This is a genomic window from Geodermatophilus sp. SYSU D01180, from assembly GCF_054050415.1.
Map to the genome: position 1 here is coordinate 101,412 of NZ_JBJGZH010000003.1, position 16,236 is coordinate 117,647.

Here is a 16,236-nt window from a genome sequence, read left to right on the forward strand (position 1 = left end):
GATGCCCTTCGGACGACGGCGCAACCGGATCGACCGCAGCCTGCGCGAGCGCGGCGTCCCGCCCGAGCCGCAGCACCGCGAGCGCGACGTCGAGGAGACCACCGGCCCCTACGACGAGGCCGACGCCCCCGACGACGGCGCGCCCCGCGTCGACCTCGGCTCGCTCCGGCTGCCCGCCGTCCCCGGGACCGAGCTGCGGGTGGACCTCAACCAGCAGCAGAAGGTGATCGGCGCGACCCTGCGCTACGGCGACTCGCTGCTGCAGCTGTCCGCCTTCGCCGCGCCCCGCGCCGCCGGCATCTGGGACGACGTCCGCGCCGAGCTGGCCCGCAGCGCCTCCGGCCAGGGCGGGCGGCTGCAGGAGACCGAGGGGCCCTTCGGTCCCGAGCTGGCCGGCACCGTGGTCGTCACCCCGCCGGCCCAGCCCGGCGGCCCCCCGCCGAAGCCGGTCCGCCGGGCCGCGCGCTTCCTCGGCGTCGACGGTCCCCGCTGGTTCCTCCGCGGGATGATCAGCGGCCCGGCCGCCGAGTCGCCCGAGGCGGCGGCGGTGCTCGAGGACGTCTTCCGCCAGGTCGTCGTGGTCCGCGGCACCTCGCCGATGCCGGTGCGCGAGCAGCTGCCGCTCACCCTCCCGCCGCAGGCCGCCGCGCAGCTGGCCCGCCAGCAGCAGGCCGGGCAGCAGCCGGGCCGCCCGCCGGCGCCGCCGCGGCCGACCGCGTGACCCCCGCCGTCGTCGCCTACGGCCCGCACCCCGACCAGTTCCTCGAGCTGACCCTGCCGGGCCGGCAGGACCCGGCGCCCGTGGTCGTCGTGCTGCACGGCGGGTTCTGGCGGGCCGCGTACGGCGTCGAGCTGGCCCGCCCGCTGGCCGCCGACCTCGCCGCGGCCGGGTACGCCGCCGTCGCCGTGGAGTACCGGCGGGTCGGCAGCTGCGGCGGGTGGCCGGCCACCCTGGAGGACGTCGCCGCGGCGCTCGACGCCCTCCCGGACCTCGCGGACGCTGGCCGGCTGGACCTCGGCTCGCTCACCGTCGTCGGGCACTCCGCCGGCGGGCAGCTGGCCGCGTGGGCCGCCGGGCGGGGACGGCTGCCGGGCGGCGCGCCCGGCGCCGTCCCGCGGGTGCGGGTGACCGCGGCGGTCCTGCAGGCCGGCGTCGTGGACCTGCGCCGGGCGGCGGAGCAGCGCCTGGGCCGCAGCGCCGTCCAGGAGTTCCTCGGCGGGGAGCCGGGGGAGGTGCCCGGCCGCTACGCGGTCGCCGACCCGGTCGGGCTGCTGCCCACCGGCGCCGACGTGCTGTGCGTGCACGGCACCGACGACGACGTCGTGCCGCCCGAGCAGTCGCGGCGGTACGCGGCGGCGGCCGCGGACGCCGGCGACCGGGTGACGGTGCGCACCGTCCCGGGCGGTCACCGGGTGCCCATCGACCCGGTGGGGGAGGCCTGGGCGGTGGTCCGCGCGTGGCTGGGGGAACACACCGCCGGCCGGGTGGGCAGCACTACCCTGGAACCGTGACACAGACCCGTCCCGGCGGCTGGCTCGCGCGCACCCTGCAGCGGCTGACCGCCGACGACTCCACCATCGACGCGCAGGAGCTGCGCGAGGAGTCCGACCGCGCCGGCTGCGAGCCGGTGAGCGCCTGCCGCAAGGGGGCGGTGGTGACCGTGACCGGCCGGCTCAAGTCGGTCGTCTACACCCCGCGCGAGACGGTCCCCACCCTGGAGGCGGAGCTGTTCGACGGCTCCGGCTCGGTCACCCTGGTCTGGCTGGGCCGCCGGCGCATCCCGGGCATCGAGCCCGGCCGGACGCTGACCGCCCGCGGCCGGTTCGCCAACTTCGACGGCCGCAAGGTCATCTACAACCCCTGGTACGAGCTGAGCGCGGGGTGATCCCGGCGGCCGACGACGACGGCCGGCGCGATCCCGGGGGAGCAGCACCGCACCAGGAGCCCACGCACGCGGACGGCACCACGACCGAGGACACGGGCCGAGGGGTCACCTTCGACCGGCACATGGTGCTGGAGCAGCTCGGCGGCTGGCGCGGCATGGTCGACGCGACCCTGCCCACGCTGGCCTTCATCGTGGCCAACGCGATCGGCGACCTGCGCACCGGCATCTGGGCCGCGATCGGCGCCGCCGTCCTGGTCCTGGTGTTCCGGCTGGTCCGCCGGGAGAGCGTGCAGCAGGCGTTCAGCGGCCTGTTCGGCGTCGCGATCGCGGTCGCCATCGCCGCCGCCTCGGGGCAGGCCCGCAACTACTTCGTGCCGGGCATCATCCGCAACGCCGTCATCGGCGTGGTGCTGCTCGCCTCGGTGCCGCTGCGCTGGCCGCTCGTCGGCGTGGTCGCCGAGTGGCTCGCGCCGAGCCACCTGGGGTCGATGGCCGCGCACTCGCTGCCCGGCCTGCGCCGCCGCGTCGACAGCGCCCGCGCCCGGCTGCACCACCAGCCGCCCCCGCCCCCACCGGAGCCGGAGCCGGCGCAGACGGGGCGCCCGGTCGACCCGGCGCCCGAGCGGCACTGGCGCGACGACCCGCGGATGGTGCGCGCCTACGGCTGGCTGACCGTCGTCTGGGCGCTGACGTTCCTGCTGCGCGTCGCCGTGCAGACGCCGCTCTACCTCGCCGACGAGGAGGACCTGCTCGGCGTCGCCTCGCTCGTCCTCGGGCTGCCGGTGACCGCGGCCGCCCTCGCGCTCACGCTCTGGGTCGTCGCCCGCCTGCACCGCCACCGCGTGGAGACGGTGGAAGGGCCTCGTCCTCCCCACCCTTCGCAGGCTCGGGGCGGGCCCCGGGACGAGGCCGGTTAGAGCGCAGTCGGGGAGAGGACCTGCTGCAGCTGCTCCTCGACGTCGGCGTGGGTGACGAACAGCAGCTCGTCGCCGACCTCGAGCGGCTCGTCCGGGGTGGGCGTGATGACCCGGTCCCCGCGCAGCATCGCCGTCAGCACCGTCTCGCGCGGCAGCGGCACCTCGCGCAGCGGCCGGCCGGCCCACGGGGTGTTCTCGGCGAGGGTGATCTCGACCAGGTTGGCCGCGCCCTTGCGGAAGCTCATGAGCCGGACGACGTCGCCGACGGTCACCGCCTCCTCGACCAGCGCGGCGAGCACCCGCGGGGTGGAGACGGCGACGTCGACGCCCCACGCCTCGGTGTAGAGCCACTCGTTGCGCGGGTCCTTGACCCGGGCGACGACGCGGTTGACCGCGAACTCGGTCTTGGCCAGCAGCGAGACGACGAGGTTGGCCTTGTCGTCGCCGGTGGCCGCGACGACGACGTCGCAGGTGGCCAGCTGGGCCTCCTCGAGCGAGGAGACCTCGCAGGCGTCGGCCTGGACCCACTCCGCGCCCGGCACCGCGCGGGTGCGGACCTTGCGGCCGTCCTTCTCGATGAGCATCACGGTGTGCCCGTTGTTGAGCAGCTCCCCGGCGATGGAGCGGCCGACCGCCCCGGCGCCCACGATGGCCACGCGCATCAGGCCCTGCCCCCCTCGGGGTGCTCGACCGTCTGGTGCACGCGGTCGGAGATCTCGTCGGTGGCCGCGACGACGAGCTGGTCGCCGTCCTGCAGCACGGTGGACGCGGTGGGCAGCTGCGCCTCCCCGAAGCGGACCAGCCAGGCGGCCCGGGCGCCGGAGGCGACCTCGAGCTCGGAGAGCTTGCGGCCCACCCAGCCGTCGGTGACGGTCACCCGCATCAGCAGCACCCGGCCGGTGGGCTCCCGCCAGATCTCGCTGACCTTCACCGACAACAGCTCGCGCAGCAGCCGGTTCACCGTCCACGGCACGGTCGCGACGCTCGGGATGCCCATCCGCTCGAACACCTCGGCCCGCTTGGAGTCGTAGATCCGGGCGACGACGTGCTGGACGCCGAAGGTCTCCCGCGCCACGCGCGCGCTGATGATGTTCGAGTTGTCGCCGCTGCTGACCGCGGCGAAGGCGCCGGCGGAGTCGATGCCGGCGTCGAGCAGCACCTGCCGGTCGAAGCCCAGGCCGGTCACCTGCCGCCCGGTGAACTCGGGCCCGAGCCGGCGGAAGGCCTCCGGGTCCTGGTCGATCACCGCGACGCTGTGGCCGATCTGCTCCAGCCGTCGCGCGATGGCCGAGCCGACACGGCCGCAGCCCATGACGACCACGTGCACGTGTCGCTCCTGATGCCTCGCACGGGCGCCGTCCGCCCGCGGTCCAGGGCGCGAAGCTACACCCGTCCGCGGGCGGTCCGGGGTGCGCCCGGGATCACGTGCCCCGTCCGGGCGGGGCACCCGCGGCGGACGGCACCGGGTGCCCCCTCGTCCGTACCATCGCCGCCGTGCCCAAGCTGTCCGACCTCGGACAACTCCCCAAACGGCTCGTCGTGGGCCGGCCGGTCCGCAGCGACCGCGCAGGGGAGTCCCTGCTTCCGAAGTCCCTGGCCCTGCCGATCTTCGCCAGCGACCCGCTCTCCTCCGTGGCCTACGCCACCCAGGAGATCCTGATCGTCCTGACGCTGGCCGGCACCGCGTTCCTGTTCCTCGCGCCGTGGCTGGCCGTCGTCGTCGTGCTGCTGCTGGCGACCGTCGTGCTGTCCTACCGCCAGGTGGTCCACGCCTACCCCTCGGGCGGCGGCGACTACGAGGTCGCGATGAAGAACCACGGCCAGTTCGCCGGGCTCACCGTCGCCAGCGCGCTGCTGGTCGACTACGTGCTCACCGTGGCCGTCTCCGTGTCGGCGGGCACCGACAACATCATCTCCGCGTTCCCCGCGCTCAACGAGCACCGCGTGCTCATCGCCGTCGGGCTGGTCGCGCTGCTGGCGGCGACCAACCTGCGCGGGGTGCGCGAGTCGGGCAAGACCTTCGCCGTCCCGACGTACCTGTTCGTCGCCGGGATCATGGTCATGATCGTCACCGGGCTGATCCGGGACTTCTTCACCGACTCCCCGGTCATCGCCGAGAGCGCCGGCTGGTCGGTGCTGCCCGAGGCGGGCTACGACGACCTGGGCGGCGTCGCGCTGGTGTTCTTCGCGCTGCGCGCCTTCGCCTCCGGGTGCACCGCGCTGACCGGGGTCGAGGCCATCGCCAACGGCGTCCCCGCGTTCCGCCCGCCGAAGTCGAGGAACGCCGCGACGACGCTCGCGCTCATGGGCGGGATCGCCGCGACGATGTTCGCCGGCGTCACCGCGCTCGCCCTGTTCGGCGACGTCCGCTACGCGGAGAACACCTGCGACCTCGTCGGTTTCCCGGGCGACTGCGAGACCGACCCCCAGCGCACGGTCATCGCCCAGCTCGCCGCGGCCACCTTCGGCGGCGACCAGTCGGTCGGCTTCTTCTACATCCAGGCGGCCACCGCGCTGGTGCTCGTCCTCGCCGCCAACACCGCCTTCAACGGGTTCCCGCTGCTGGGCTCGGTGCTCGCGCAGGACCGCTTCCTGCCCCGCCAGCTGCACACCCGCGGCGACAAGCTCGTCTACAGCAACGGCATCCTGCTGCTGGCAGGCTTCGCCGTGCTGCTGATCCTCGCGTTCGAGGCCGACCCGAACCGGCTGATCCAGATGTACATCGTCGGGGTCTTCACCAGCTTCTCGATCGGCCAGTGGGGCATGGTGCGGCACTGGAACCGGGAGATCCGGCTGTCCAACGACGCGGCCGAGAAGCGGCGGATGCGCCGCTCCCAGGTGATCAACACCATCGGCGGGAGCCTCACCACCGTCGTCCTGCTGATCATCGTGGTCACGAAGTTCACCCGCGGCGCCTACCTGGTCATCCTCGTGATGCCGGTGCTGTTCCTGCTCATGAAGTCGATCAACCGGCACTACTCGCACGTGGCCGCGCAGTTGATCCCCGACACCGACGCCCGCCTGCTGCCGAGCAAGGTGCACGCGATCGTGCTGGTGTCCAAGGTGCACAAGCCGACGCTGCGGGCGCTGGCCTTCGCCCGCGCCACCCGGCCCGACGTGCTGACCGCGCTGACGGTCAACGTGGACCCGGGTGACACCCGTTCGCTGCAGGCGGACTGGGAGCGCTACGACGTCCCGGTCCCGCTGACGGTGCTGGAGTCGCCGTACCGGGAGATCACCCGGCCGGTCGTCGACTACGTCAAGGGCATCCGCCGGGACAGCCCGCGCGAGCTGGTCATCGTGTTCGTGCCGCAGTACGTCGTCGGCCACTGGTGGGAGAACGTGCTGCACAACCAGAGCGCGCTGCGGCTGCGCGCCCGGCTGCAGTTCCAGCCCGGCGTCATGATCACCACGGTGCCGTGGCAGCTGGAGAGCTCCATCGGCCGCGGCGACGAGGACGACCGGCGCGCCGGCCCCATGCCCGGGGACCTGCGCCGCGGCCTCACCGACGACCAGGTGGAGGCCACGCCCTATGGCTGAGGAAGGACCTCCCCGCCCCCCACGGCGCGCGAGCTCGCCGCGGGACCCTGCGGGCAGGCCGCACGGTTCCCGGCGGTCCGCCCGGCCGCCCCGCCCCGACCGGGGCGCCGGCTGGACCGGCCGGGAGTTCGAGGTGACCGTCGGCCCGGTCGCGCACGGCGGGCACTGCGTGGCCCGGCACGAGGGCCGGGTCGTGTTCGTACGGCACGCGCTGCCCGGCGAGCGGGTGGTCGCGCGGGTCACCGAGGACCGCCAGCCCGGCTACTGCCGCGCCGACGCCGTCGAGGTGCTCGAGGCCGCGCCCGACCGGGTGGAGCGGCCCTGCCCGCACAGCGGCCCGGGGCGCTGCGGCGGCTGCGACTGGCAGCACGTGTCCTGGGAGGGGCAGCGGCGGCTCAAGGCCGACGTCGTCCGCGAGCAGCTCACCCGCCTCGGCGGGGTGGACGCCGCCGACCCGGTGCTGGCCGGTCTCGCCGTCGAGGCGCTGCCCGGCGGGCCGCTGCGCTGGCGGTCCCGGGCGCGGTTCGCCGTCGGCCGGGACGGGGTGCCCGGGCTGCGCCGGCACCGCTCGCACGACGTGCACGTCCTCGACGACTGCCCGATCACCGTGGAGCCGGCCGCGCGGGCGGTGCTGTCGCGGCGCTGGCCGGGCGCCGGTGCGGTGGACGTCGCCGTCGACTCGGCGGGCACGGTGACCACCACGCGGCTGGACCGCCGCGGCGTGCCGACGTCGACCCGGGTGCTGCGGCCCGGCGACGACGTCCCCGCCGAGCCGGCCGGGCGGTCCGGGCGCCACGCCGCCGGGCGGGACTGGGAGGTCGAGGGCACCGGCTTCTGGCAGGTGCACGAGTCGGCCGCCGACGCGCTGGTGGGCGCGGTGTCCGCGCTGGCCGGCGTGCGGCCGGGGGAGACGGTGCTCGACCTGTACGCCGGCGCCGGCCTGTTCGGCGGCGCGCTGGCGCCCGGGGTGGGGGAGTCCGGCCGGGTGGTGTGCGTGGAGGCCGACGCCGACGCGTGCGCCGCCGCGGAGGTCAACCTGGGCGACCTGCCGCAGGCCGAGGTGTGGCAGGGCGAGGTGGACGCCGAGGAGCTCACCGGGCTGCTGGACGAGCTCGGCGGCGGGCCCGACGTCGTGGTGCTCGACCCGCCGCGCGCCGGGGCCGGCGCCGCGGTGAGCCGGGTGCTGGCCGGCACCGGGGCGCGCGCCGTCGTCTACGTCGCCTGCGACCCGGCGTCGCTGGGCCGCGACGTCGCCGCCTTCACCGGCGCCGGGTACCGGCTGGCCGCGCTGCGCGCCTTCGACGCCTTCCCGATGACCGCGCACGTGGAGTGCGTCGCCCTGCTGGTGCCCGCCACCTGAGGACGCGCGGCGCCCTGCGCCCGGCGGGGGTGCGGTAGGCAGCGCGGCGTGCTCGTCCACGTCGTCACCCATCCCGAGGTCCGGGTCGACCCGGCGGTACCCGTCCCTGACCGGGGGCTGTCCGACGCGGGCCGCGCGCGGCTGCGGCACCTGGTGGCGCTGCCGTGGGTGCCCCGGCTGACGCGGGTCGTCTCCAGCGCCGAGCGGAAGGCCCGGACCTGGGGGAGAACGACCCGGTCGGCCACCGGTTTCCTGCCGCCCGCGGAGTTCGAGGCGACGGCGGACGCCTTCGTCACGCGGCCCACCGAGAGCGTGCGGCTGGGAGCGGGCGGTCGACGCGCAGGCCCGCGTCGTCGCCGCGGTGGAGCGGGCGGTGGCGGGAGCGGACGGCGACGTCGCGGTGGTCTGCCACGGAGGGGTGGGCACCCTGCTGCCGTGCCGGGTGCTCGGGGTGCCCGTCGGGCGACGGAGGGACCAGCCGGGGCAGGGAGCGTCTTCTCCTACGACCCGACGACCGGCCACGGCGCCGGTCCCTGGGCGCGGCTGGGGCCGCCGGACGACGCCTCGCTACCGTGTCCTCCGTGACCACCTGGGAGTACGCCTCGGTCATCACGGCCAACGACGCCGAGTCGCAGCGCGCGGGGGTGAGCGTCAAGCTCCCCGGCGGCGGACTCGAGCGGCAGCAGGGGGACACCAGCTCGGTGCTCAACCGGCTCGGCGGCGAGGGGTGGGAGCTGGTCAGCTACCACTCCAGCGGCGCGGGCACCTGGGGCTTCGAGCAGTTCTGGCTCAAGCGCCAGAGGGACTGACGAAGGACCCCCTGCCCCCCGCCACTCGCCTGCTCGCGGCGGGACCCTGCAGGGGGCCGGGTCCGTCGGTGATCACGACCGGGTGACGACGGCGCGCCTCCGGTCGAACACGTGTTCGACCTGCGGCAGGATGCCGGGCGTGGGTGCGAGCGTCCCTCCGGGCTGGCCGGAGCAGGTGCGGCCCCCGGGCGCCCCCGACTGGGAGCACACCGCGGTGGCCTGGCTGTTCGACCTCGTGCCGCCCGACTACCGCGCCCACGAGGTGCTGCGCCGCTACCCGCTGCTGCTCGCCCGGTTCGCCGCCGACCACGTCGCGGCCGGCCTCGAGGCGGCGCGGGCGGGCTGGCGCACGGTCCGCGTCGAGCTGGCCGACCACCTGCCCCCGGACGCCATCGAGGCCGCCGTCACCGCCTACGAGCGGGAGGGCGCGCGGCTGGCCGCGGCGGCGCGCGGCGTCGAGGTGGTCGCCGGGGCGCTGCGCGGCGAGGTCTGGGTCCCCCGCCTGTAGTGGCACCCGGGGGCCCGGTCGTCGTCCGCGGGCCCCCGGGGCCCTAGCCGGTCAGCCGGTCGGCCTCCCGGAGCGCGACCGCCAGCGCGCCGAGCACCTCCGCGCGGGCCCCGAGCGAGCCGGGGACCACGGTCAGCTGCTCGGCCGCGGCGGGGATGGCGGACTGCTCGAGCGCCCGCCGCAGCGGGTCGACGAGCAGGTCGCCGGCGGTGCCCAGCTCGCCCCCGACGACGATGCGGTCGGGGTTGAGCACGTTGACCAGGCCGCCGAGGACGAAGCCGACCGAGGCCCCGGCGTCGGCGATCAGCCGCCGGCAGGCCTGGTCGCCCTCCTGGGCGCCGGCCACCAGCGACCGCAGGTCGGTGTAGTGCGGGGCGGCGGTCTGGATGGCCCGCAGCAGGGCGGTGCCGCCGGCGGTGAGCTCGAGGCAGCCGCGGTTGCCGCAGCGGCACAGCGGTCCGGCGGGGTCCAGGCTGACGTGGCCCATCTCGCCGGCGGTGCCGGTGACGCCGCGCAGCAGGTCACCGTCGATGACCAGCGCCCCGCCGACGCCGGTGGCCATCTTCAGGTAGAGGGTGGCGCGCGAGCCGCGGCCGGCGCCCCAGCGGACCTCGGCGACGGCGCCCAGGTTCGCGTCGTTCTCCACGATCACCGGGACACCGAGCCGCTCCTGCAGCGCCGGCGCCGGCGTCCGGCCCGACCACGTCGGCAGGATGTTGGACCGCGCCACCGTGCCGCGCGCGCTCGCCGCCCGGCCGACCACCGGCGTCGGCAGGCCGACCACCGCGCCGACGACGTCCTCGGTGCAGGCGCCGGCCCGCCGCAGCTCGGCCCGCACCTGCCCGGCCACGGTGTCGAGGACCGCGTCGGAGTCCAGGTCGGCGACCGGCAGCGTGGTCGTCTCCTCGCCGACGATCTCGTGCGAGAGGTCGGCCACCGCGACCCGGACGTGGGTGCGCCCGATGTCGACCCCGACGACGACGCCGGCCCGGCGGGTCAGGTGCACCAGCCGCGCCGGCCGGCCGCCGGTCTCGACCGCGCCCGCGTCGTCGCCGGGCGCCACCAGCCCGCGGTCGACGAGGTCGGCCACGTAGCCGGAGACCGTGGCGCGGGACAGCCCGGTCCGCTCCACCAGCTGGGCCCGCGTCGAGGGCCCGCTCATCCGCAGCGCCTCGACCAACCGCCGCGAGGGGCCCGAGAGGTCGGGCAGCCACGGGTGGGGGTCCATGGCGGGCATCGTCCGAGCACGCCCGTGTTCTGTCAATCACCGACGGAAGGGAGGGGCATCCGCCAGGTGAGCGGGACACGGCGCGTCGGGAGTGACGGAACCGTCCCGTCTCGGCCCCGGCTCAGCAGGAGGTCTGCGCCCCTGCACGACTACAGTGGGTCGGCGGCCGTCGGAGGGCCGTGCCCCGCCGCCGACAGAGAGGACACCTCCTCCCCGTGTCGCTCCTGCGCTCGCTCCGCGACCCCGCAGACCTCCGGGCGCTGCCCCCCGAGCAGCTGCCCGCGCTGGCCGCGGAGATCCGTGACGCACTGGTCACCAGCGTCGCCCGCACCGGCGGCCACCTCGGGCCGAACCTCGGCACCGTCGAGCTCACCATCGCGCTGCACCGGGTCTTCGAGTCCCCGCACGAGCCGATCGTCTTCGACACCGGCCACCAGGCCTACGTGCACAAGATGCTCACCGGCCGGGTCGAGGGCTTCGACCGGCTGCGCCAGCGCGGCGGGCTGTCGGGCTACCCGAGCCGCACCGAGAGCGAGCACGACTGGGTCGAGAACAGCCACGCCTCGACCGCGCTGTCCTACGCCGACGGGCTGGCCAAGGCCTTCGCCGTCCGCGGGGACAAGCGCCCGGTCGTCGCCGTCGTCGGAGACGGTGCGCTGACCGGCGGCATGGCCTGGGAGGCGCTGAACAACATCGCCGCCGCCCAGGACCGGCCGGTGGTGATCGTCGTCAACGACAACGGCCGCTCCTACTCGCCGACCATCGGCGGCGTCGCCGACGCGCTGGCGACCCTGCGGCTGCGTCCGGGCTACGAGCAGGCGCTGCTGGCCATCCGTCAGGCGCTGCACAAGGCCCCGGTCGTCGGGTCGGCCCTCTACGACGCGCTGCACGGCCTGAAGAAGGGCGTCAAGGACGTCCTGGCGCCGCAGGGCATGTTCGAGGACCTCGGCCTCAAGTACGTCGGCCCGGTCGACGGCCACGACGTCGAGGTGCTGGAGTCCGCGCTGCGCCGGGCGCGGTCGTTCGGCCGCCCGGTGATCGTGCACGCGGTCACCACCAAGGGCTTCGGCTACCCGCCGGCCGAGACCGACCAGATCGACGCCTGGCACGCCACCGGCGTCTTCGACCCCGACAGCGGCACCAGCCCCGCGGTCGCCCGCGACTGGACGACGGCGTTCTCCGACGAGCTGGTGCGCATCGGCGCCGAGCGGGCCGACGTCGTCGCCGTCACCGCGGCGATGCTGCACCCGACCGGCCTGGCCGCCTTCGCCGAGCGCTTCCCCGAGCGGACCTACGACGTCGGCATCGCCGAGCAGCACGCGCTCACCAGCGCGGCCGGCATGGCGATGGCCGGGCTGCACCCGGTCGTCGCGGTCTACTCGACCTTCCTCAACCGGGCCTTCGACCAGCTGCTCATGGACGTCGCGCTGCACCGCCAGCCGGTCACCCTCGTCCTCGACCGCGCCGGGGTCACCGGCACCGACGGCGCCTCGCACAACGGCATGTGGGACATGTCGATCTGCTCGGTCGTGCCGGGGCTGCACCTGGCCGCGCCGCGCGACGAGCCGACCCTGCGCGAGGCCCTGCGCGAGGCGGTCGCGATCACCGACGCGCCGAGCGTCGTCCGCTTCCCCAAGGGCCCGCCGCCGCTGGACATCCCGGCGCTGGAGCGGCGCGGCCCGGTCGACGTGCTGCGGCGCGGGGAGCGCGAGGAGGTGCTGCTGGTCGCCGTCGGCTCCATGGTGCCGATGTGCCTGGCCGCCGCCGAGCGGGCCGCCGACCACGGCATCGAGGTGACCGTCGTCGACCCGCGCTGGGTGCTGCCCGTCTCCGACGAGCTCGTCGAGACGGCCGCCGCGCACCGGCTGGTCGTCACCGTCGAGGACGGCGGCCGGGCCGGCGGCGTCGGGACGACGCTGTCGCAGGCGCTGCAGGACCGCCAGCACGACGTCCCGGTGCGCGCGCTGGGCCTGCCGCAGGCGTTCCTCGAGCACGGCAGCCGGGGCCAGGTGCTGGCCGACTGCGGCCTCACCGAGCAGGACGTCGCCCGCCGGATCGCCGAGTGGACCGCGGTGCTCGCCGAGCGGGCCGAGCAGCAGCCGGCCGCCGAGCCCGTGGACGGCGCCCAGCAGTAGGAGGGCCCTCCTGTCGCCCACGCTCGGCGCGGGCCCCTGCAGGAGGGCCGGCATGCCGTCGAACGGAGTGCTCGTGCAGGTCATCGCGGAGATCCAGGTCGCGCCCACGCCGGCGGGGACGCCCGAGGACCCGCACGCCTTCGTCGAGGCCGCCGTCCGGGTGATCCAGGCATCCGGGCTGCGGCACGAGGTCGGCGCCCTCGGGACGACGCTCGAGGGTGACGCCGACACCGTGTGGGCCACCCTGCGGGCGGCGCACGAGGCGATGCTCGCCGCAGGTGCCACCAGCGGCGTCTCGCACGTGAAGGTGGCCTCGGTGGACCGCACGATCGAGAGCCTCACCCGCAAGTTCCGCTGAGACGGCGAACGGCCCGGGCCCCCGCAGGGGGACCCGGGCCGTCGTCGTCAGCGCCCTCAGGCGGGGAGGCTGGCCACGCCCCTCGGCAGGAACCGCGAGCCGGTGACCGCCTCGGAGACGCCGGTGCGGTCGAGGTGGGCGGAGATGCCGCCCAGCCAGAACGGCCAGCCGGCGCCCAGCACCATGCACAGGTCGATGTCCTGCACGGCCTGGACCACGCCCTCGTCGAGCATCAGCCGGATCTCCTGGGCCAGCGCCCGCACCGCGCGGTCGCGGACCTCGTCCTCGGTCAGCGGCGAGTCGCCCTCGTCGATGCCGGCGAGGTCGGGGTCGACGACGCCGGGCTCGGAGTACACGCTGGTCTTGCCCAGCTCGACCATCTTCCGCAGCCCCTCGCCGACGGCGAACCGGTCGGGGAAGGCCTCGTGCATCCGCTCGGCCACGTGCAGCGCGACCGGCGGGCCGACCAGCGTGAGCAGCTCGAACGGCGACATCGGCAGGCCCAGCGGGTCCAGCGCCCGGTCGGCGACGGCCACCGGCGTGCCCTGCTCGACGGCCGAGGTGACCTCGCCGAGGAAGCGGGTGAGCAGCCGGTTGACCACGAACGCCGGGGCGTCGGCGACCAGCACGCAGGACTTCCTCAGCGCCTTGCCGACGGCGAAGGCGGTGGCCAGCGCGGCGTCGTCGGTCTGCTCGGCGCGCACGACCTCCAGCAGCGGCAGGACCGCCACCGGGTTGAAGAAGTGCAGCCCGACGACCCGCTCGGGGTGCTCGAGCTCGGAGGCCATCTCGGTCACCGACAGCGCCGAGGTGTTGGTGGCCAGCACGCACTCGGGGGAGACGACGGCCTCCACCTCGGCGAACACCTGCTGCTTGACCGACATCTCCTCGAACACGGCCTCGATGACGAGGTCGGCGTCGGCGAAGACGGCCTTGTCCAGCGCGCCGGTGACCAGGCCCTTGAGCCGGTTCAGCTCGTCGGGGGAGAGCCGGCCGCGGCCGGCGAGCTTGTCCAGCTCCCCGTGCACGTAGCCGACGCCCTTGTCCACGCGCGCCTGGTCGACGTCGGTGAGGACGACGGGCACCTCCAGCCGGCGCACGAACAGCAGCGCCAGCTGCGAGGCCATGAGCCCGGCGCCGACGACGCCGACCTTGGTGACCTTCCGCGCCAGCGACCTGTCCGGCGCGCCGGCCGGCCGCTTGGCCCGCTTGTTCACCAGGTCGAACGAGTACAGCGAGGCCCGCAGCTCGTCGCTCATCAGCAGGTCGGTGAGCGCCCGGTCCTCGGCGGCGGTGCCGGCCGTGAACGCCTCGCCGTCGACGCCGTCGCGGGCCAGCTCGAGCAGCTCGACGGCGCGCAGTGCGCCGGGGGAGGCGTCGCGGGTCCGCGCCCGGACGATCGCCCGGGCCCGCTCGATCGCGGCGTCCCAGCCCGACCGGTCGGCCTCGGAGCGGGGAACCGTGACGTCCCCGGTGAGGACGCCGGCGGCCCACTCCAGCGACCGCTCGAGGAAGTCGGCGGGCTCGAACAGCGCGTCGGCGATCCCCAGCTCCGCGGCCCGCGGGCCGGAGGTGACCTTGTTCTGCGCCAGGGCGTTCTCGACGATCACGGTGACCGCCGGGTCGATCCCGATCAGGTCCGGCAGCAGCTGCGTGCCGCCCCAGCCGGGCACCAGCCCGAGGAAGACCTCGGGGAAGGCGACGACGGCGGTGCTGGCGATCGTCCGGTAGGTGCAGTGCAGCGCCAGCTCCAGGCCGCCGCCGAGCGCCGCGCCGTTGACGAACGCGAACGTCGGGACGCCGGCGTCCTTGAGCCGCCGGAACACCCGGTGGCCGGTCTCGGCGATCTCGCGGGCCGCCTCGGCGGAGGTCACCGCCGGGACGCCGGACAGGTCCGCGCCGACGGCGAAGACGAACGGCTTGCCCGTGACGGCGATGGCCGCCGGCGCCGGGGTGTGCGCCGCGATCTCGTCGAGCGCGGCGTCCAGCGAGGCGAGCCCGCCGGGGCCGAAGGTGGACGGCCGGGTGTGGTCGTGCCCGTTGTCCAGCGTGACCAGCGCGATCTCGCCGGCCAGCCCGGGCACCCGCACGTACCGCACCCTGGCGGTGGTGACGACCTCGTTCTCGAAGACGGCGGTGCTCACTCGGCCGCACCCTCCCAGTTGGTGTTCTCCCAGATGACGGTGGCGCCCATGCCCAGGCCCACGCACATGGCGGTCAGGCCGTAGCGGACGTCGGGGCGCTCGGCGAACTGCCGCGACAGCTGGGTCATCAGGCGGACCCCGGAGGAGGCCAGCGGGTGGCCGACGGCGATGGCGCCGCCCCAGGGGTTGACCCGCTCGTCGTCGTCGGCGATGCCGAAGTGGTCGAGGAAGGCCAGCACCTGGACGGCGAAGGCCTCGTTCAGCTCGAACAGGCCGATGTCGTCGATGGTCAGGCCGGTGCGGGCCAGCGCGCGCTCGGTCGAGGGGACCGGGCCGACGCCCATGACCTCGGGCTCGACGCCCACGAAGCCGTAGCCGACCAGCCGCATGCCGGCGGTCAGGCCCAGCTCCTGCGCGACCTCCTCGGCGGCGAGGATGCAGCCGGTGGCGCCGTCGTTGAGGCCCGCGGCGTTGCCGGCGGTGACGTGCCCGTGCGGGCGGAACGGCGTCTTGAGCGTGCCCAGGCCCTCGAGGGTGGTGTTCGGCCGCGGCGGCTCGTCGGCGGTGGCCAGGCCCCAGCCGTGCTCGGCCGAGCGGGTGGCGACGGGCACCAGCTCCGGGCCGATCTGCCCGTTGGCGACGGCCTTGGCGTACTTCTGCTGGCTGGCCAGGGCGAACGCGTCGGCGCGCTCCCTGGTCAGGTGGGGGAAGCGGTCGTGCAGGTTCTCCGCGGTGGAGCCCATGACCAGCGCCGAGCCGTCGACGAGCTTCTCGCTGAAGAACCGCGGGTTGGGGTCGGCCCCCTCGCCCATCGGGTGGCGGCCCATGTGCTCGACCCCGCCGGCGATGGCGACGTCGTAGGCGCCGAAGGCGATGCCGCTGGCGGTGGTGGTGACGGCGGTCATCGCGCCGGCGCACATGCGGTCGATCGCGTAGCCGGGGACCGACTTCGGCAGCCCGGCGAGCAGCGCGGCGGTGCGGCCGATGGTCAGCCCCTGGTCGCCGATCTGGGTGGTGGCGGCGATGGCCACCTCGTCGACCCGGTCGGCCGGCAGCGCCGGGTTGCGGCGCAGCAGTTCGCGGATCACGCGCACGACCAGGTCGTCGGCGCGCGTCTCCGCGTAGATGCCCTTCGGGCCGGCCTTGCCGAAGGGGGTGCGTACGCCGTCGACGAAGACGACCTCACGCAGCGAGCGGGACATGGGACCTCCGCAGCAGGGGGAGCCGGCCCGGGCACGGGGACGGCGCAGGAGAAGTTACCCGTCGGTAACCGCCGCTCCAAGCGCGACCCGACCCGCGCGGGGCACCGGGGCCTGCGGCACCTCACCCGGACGGAGGTCACGGTCCGGCA

Annotated in this window: 15 protein-coding genes and 1 pseudogene; 11 read left to right on the forward strand and 5 right to left on the reverse strand. The window is 75.5% G+C overall.

The window, feature by feature from the left end:
• Position 1 precedes the first annotated feature (1 nt).
• The 4 genes from ACI8AA_RS04485 to ACI8AA_RS04500 are packed head-to-tail and all read left to right on the forward strand — an operon-like array spanning position 2 to position 2,803.
• The gene (locus ACI8AA_RS04485) at positions 2–721 is read left to right on the forward strand and encodes a DUF3710 domain-containing protein (RefSeq protein ID WP_457043320.1); all 720 of its coding nucleotides are present in this window, start codon (positions 2–4) and stop codon (positions 719–721) included.
• Positions 718–1,512, forward strand: coding sequence for an alpha/beta hydrolase family protein (locus ACI8AA_RS04490; protein ID WP_457043321.1), 795 nt, complete (start codon positions 718–720; stop codon positions 1,510–1,512). The genes ACI8AA_RS04485 and ACI8AA_RS04490 overlap by 4 nt, the downstream gene beginning before the upstream one ends.
• Positions 1,509–1,886 carry an OB-fold nucleic acid binding domain-containing protein gene (locus ACI8AA_RS04495; RefSeq protein WP_456928660.1) on the forward strand — a complete coding sequence of 126 codons (378 nt, stop codon included), beginning with the start codon at positions 1,509–1,511 and terminating at the stop codon, positions 1,884–1,886. Before ACI8AA_RS04490 ends, ACI8AA_RS04495 begins: the two co-directional genes overlap by 4 nt.
• On the forward strand, positions 1,883–2,803 hold the full coding sequence (locus ACI8AA_RS04500) for a DUF3159 domain-containing protein (RefSeq protein ID WP_457043322.1): 921 nt from the start codon (positions 1,883–1,885) through the stop codon (positions 2,801–2,803). The genes ACI8AA_RS04495 and ACI8AA_RS04500 overlap by 4 nt, the downstream gene beginning before the upstream one ends.
• Here ACI8AA_RS04500 and ACI8AA_RS04505 read toward each other — a convergent pair.
• The gene (locus ACI8AA_RS04505; protein ID WP_387990860.1) at positions 2,800–3,465 is read right to left on the reverse strand and encodes a potassium channel family protein; all 666 of its coding nucleotides are present in this window, start codon (positions 3,463–3,465) and stop codon (positions 2,800–2,802) included. The genes ACI8AA_RS04500 and ACI8AA_RS04505 overlap by 4 nt on opposite strands.
• Positions 3,465–4,130 carry a potassium channel family protein gene (locus tag ACI8AA_RS04510; RefSeq protein WP_457043323.1) on the reverse strand — a complete coding sequence of 222 codons (666 nt, stop codon included), beginning with the start codon at positions 4,128–4,130 and terminating at the stop codon, positions 3,465–3,467. Before ACI8AA_RS04510 ends, ACI8AA_RS04505 begins: the two co-directional genes overlap by 1 nt.
• A 167-nt stretch (positions 4,131–4,297) precedes the next feature.
• On the opposite strand from ACI8AA_RS04510, the gene ACI8AA_RS04515 reads away from it, so the two are divergent.
• The 5 genes and pseudogenes from ACI8AA_RS04515 to ACI8AA_RS04535 all read left to right on the forward strand — a co-directional run bounded on the left by ACI8AA_RS04515 (position 4,298) and on the right by ACI8AA_RS04535 (position 9,020).
• Positions 4,298–6,343: an APC family permease gene (locus ACI8AA_RS04515; RefSeq protein ID WP_457043324.1), complete on the forward strand. Its 2,046-nt coding sequence runs from the start codon at positions 4,298–4,300 to the stop codon at positions 6,341–6,343.
• Complete coding sequence (locus ACI8AA_RS04520) at positions 6,336–7,703, forward strand: class I SAM-dependent RNA methyltransferase (protein WP_457043325.1); 1,368 nt, start codon at positions 6,336–6,338, stop codon at positions 7,701–7,703. The genes ACI8AA_RS04515 and ACI8AA_RS04520 overlap by 8 nt, the downstream gene beginning before the upstream one ends.
• Positions 7,704–7,998: 295 nt before the next feature.
• Positions 7,999–8,166: pseudogene (locus tag ACI8AA_RS04525) on the forward strand (histidine phosphatase family protein); the annotation flags it as partial.
• Between the two features lie 118 nt (positions 8,167–8,284).
• On the forward strand, positions 8,285–8,512 hold the full coding sequence (locus ACI8AA_RS04530; RefSeq protein WP_456928655.1) for a DUF4177 domain-containing protein: 228 nt from the start codon (positions 8,285–8,287) through the stop codon (positions 8,510–8,512).
• 130 nt (positions 8,513–8,642) lie between these two features.
• The gene (locus ACI8AA_RS04535) at positions 8,643–9,020 is read left to right on the forward strand and encodes a hypothetical protein (protein WP_457043326.1); all 378 of its coding nucleotides are present in this window, start codon (positions 8,643–8,645) and stop codon (positions 9,018–9,020) included.
• 43 nt (positions 9,021–9,063) lie between these two features.
• On the opposite strand, the gene ACI8AA_RS04540 is transcribed toward ACI8AA_RS04535, so the two are convergent.
• The gene (locus ACI8AA_RS04540) at positions 9,064–10,248 is read right to left on the reverse strand and encodes an ROK family protein (RefSeq protein WP_457043327.1); all 1,185 of its coding nucleotides are present in this window, start codon (positions 10,246–10,248) and stop codon (positions 9,064–9,066) included.
• Between the two features lie 215 nt (positions 10,249–10,463).
• On the opposite strand from ACI8AA_RS04540, the gene dxs reads away from it, so the two are divergent.
• Together dxs and ACI8AA_RS04550 are read left to right on the forward strand one after the other, a co-directional pair.
• The gene (gene dxs, locus ACI8AA_RS04545) at positions 10,464–12,383 is read left to right on the forward strand and encodes a 1-deoxy-D-xylulose-5-phosphate synthase (protein WP_457043328.1); all 1,920 of its coding nucleotides are present in this window, start codon (positions 10,464–10,466) and stop codon (positions 12,381–12,383) included.
• Between the two features lie 52 nt (positions 12,384–12,435).
• A complete protein-coding gene (locus ACI8AA_RS04550) occupies positions 12,436–12,741 on the forward strand; it encodes a thiamine-binding protein (protein WP_457043329.1) in 306 nt (101 codons plus the stop codon).
• A 56-nt stretch (positions 12,742–12,797) separates the two neighbouring features.
• On the opposite strand, the gene ACI8AA_RS04555 is transcribed toward ACI8AA_RS04550, so the two are convergent.
• Together ACI8AA_RS04555 and ACI8AA_RS04560 are read right to left on the reverse strand one after the other, a co-directional pair.
• Positions 12,798–14,885, reverse strand: coding sequence for a 3-hydroxyacyl-CoA dehydrogenase NAD-binding domain-containing protein (locus ACI8AA_RS04555; RefSeq protein WP_457043330.1), 2,088 nt, complete (start codon positions 14,883–14,885; stop codon positions 12,798–12,800).
• A complete protein-coding gene (locus ACI8AA_RS04560; RefSeq protein WP_457043331.1) occupies positions 14,882–16,087 on the reverse strand; it encodes a thiolase family protein in 1,206 nt (401 codons plus the stop codon). The genes ACI8AA_RS04555 and ACI8AA_RS04560 overlap by 4 nt, the downstream gene beginning before the upstream one ends.
• Between the last annotated feature and the right edge of the window lie 149 nt (positions 16,088–16,236).

What these genes read in the sequence shown, in the direction of transcription:
- ACI8AA_RS04485 (WP_457043320.1), top strand. Translation starts at nt 2, where the DNA reads ATGCCCTTCGGACGACGGCGCAACCGGATCGACCGCAGCCTGCGCGAG.
- ACI8AA_RS04505 (WP_387990860.1), bottom strand. Translation starts at nt 3,465, where the DNA reads ATGCGCGTGGCCATCGTGGGCGCCGGGGCGGTCGGCCGCTCCATCGCC.
- ACI8AA_RS04520 (WP_457043325.1), top strand. Translation starts at nt 6,336, where the DNA reads ATGGCTGAGGAAGGACCTCCCCGCCCCCCACGGCGCGCGAGCTCGCCG.
- ACI8AA_RS04535 (WP_457043326.1), top strand. Translation starts at nt 8,643, where the DNA reads ATGCCGGGCGTGGGTGCGAGCGTCCCTCCGGGCTGGCCGGAGCAGGTG.
- ACI8AA_RS04540 (WP_457043327.1), bottom strand. Translation starts at nt 10,248, where the DNA reads ATGGACCCCCACCCGTGGCTGCCCGACCTCTCGGGCCCCTCGCGGCGG.
- ACI8AA_RS04550 (WP_457043329.1), top strand. Translation starts at nt 12,436, where the DNA reads ATGCCGTCGAACGGAGTGCTCGTGCAGGTCATCGCGGAGATCCAGGTC.
- ACI8AA_RS04560 (WP_457043331.1), bottom strand. Translation starts at nt 16,087, where the DNA reads ATGTCCCGCTCGCTGCGTGAGGTCGTCTTCGTCGACGGCGTACGCACC.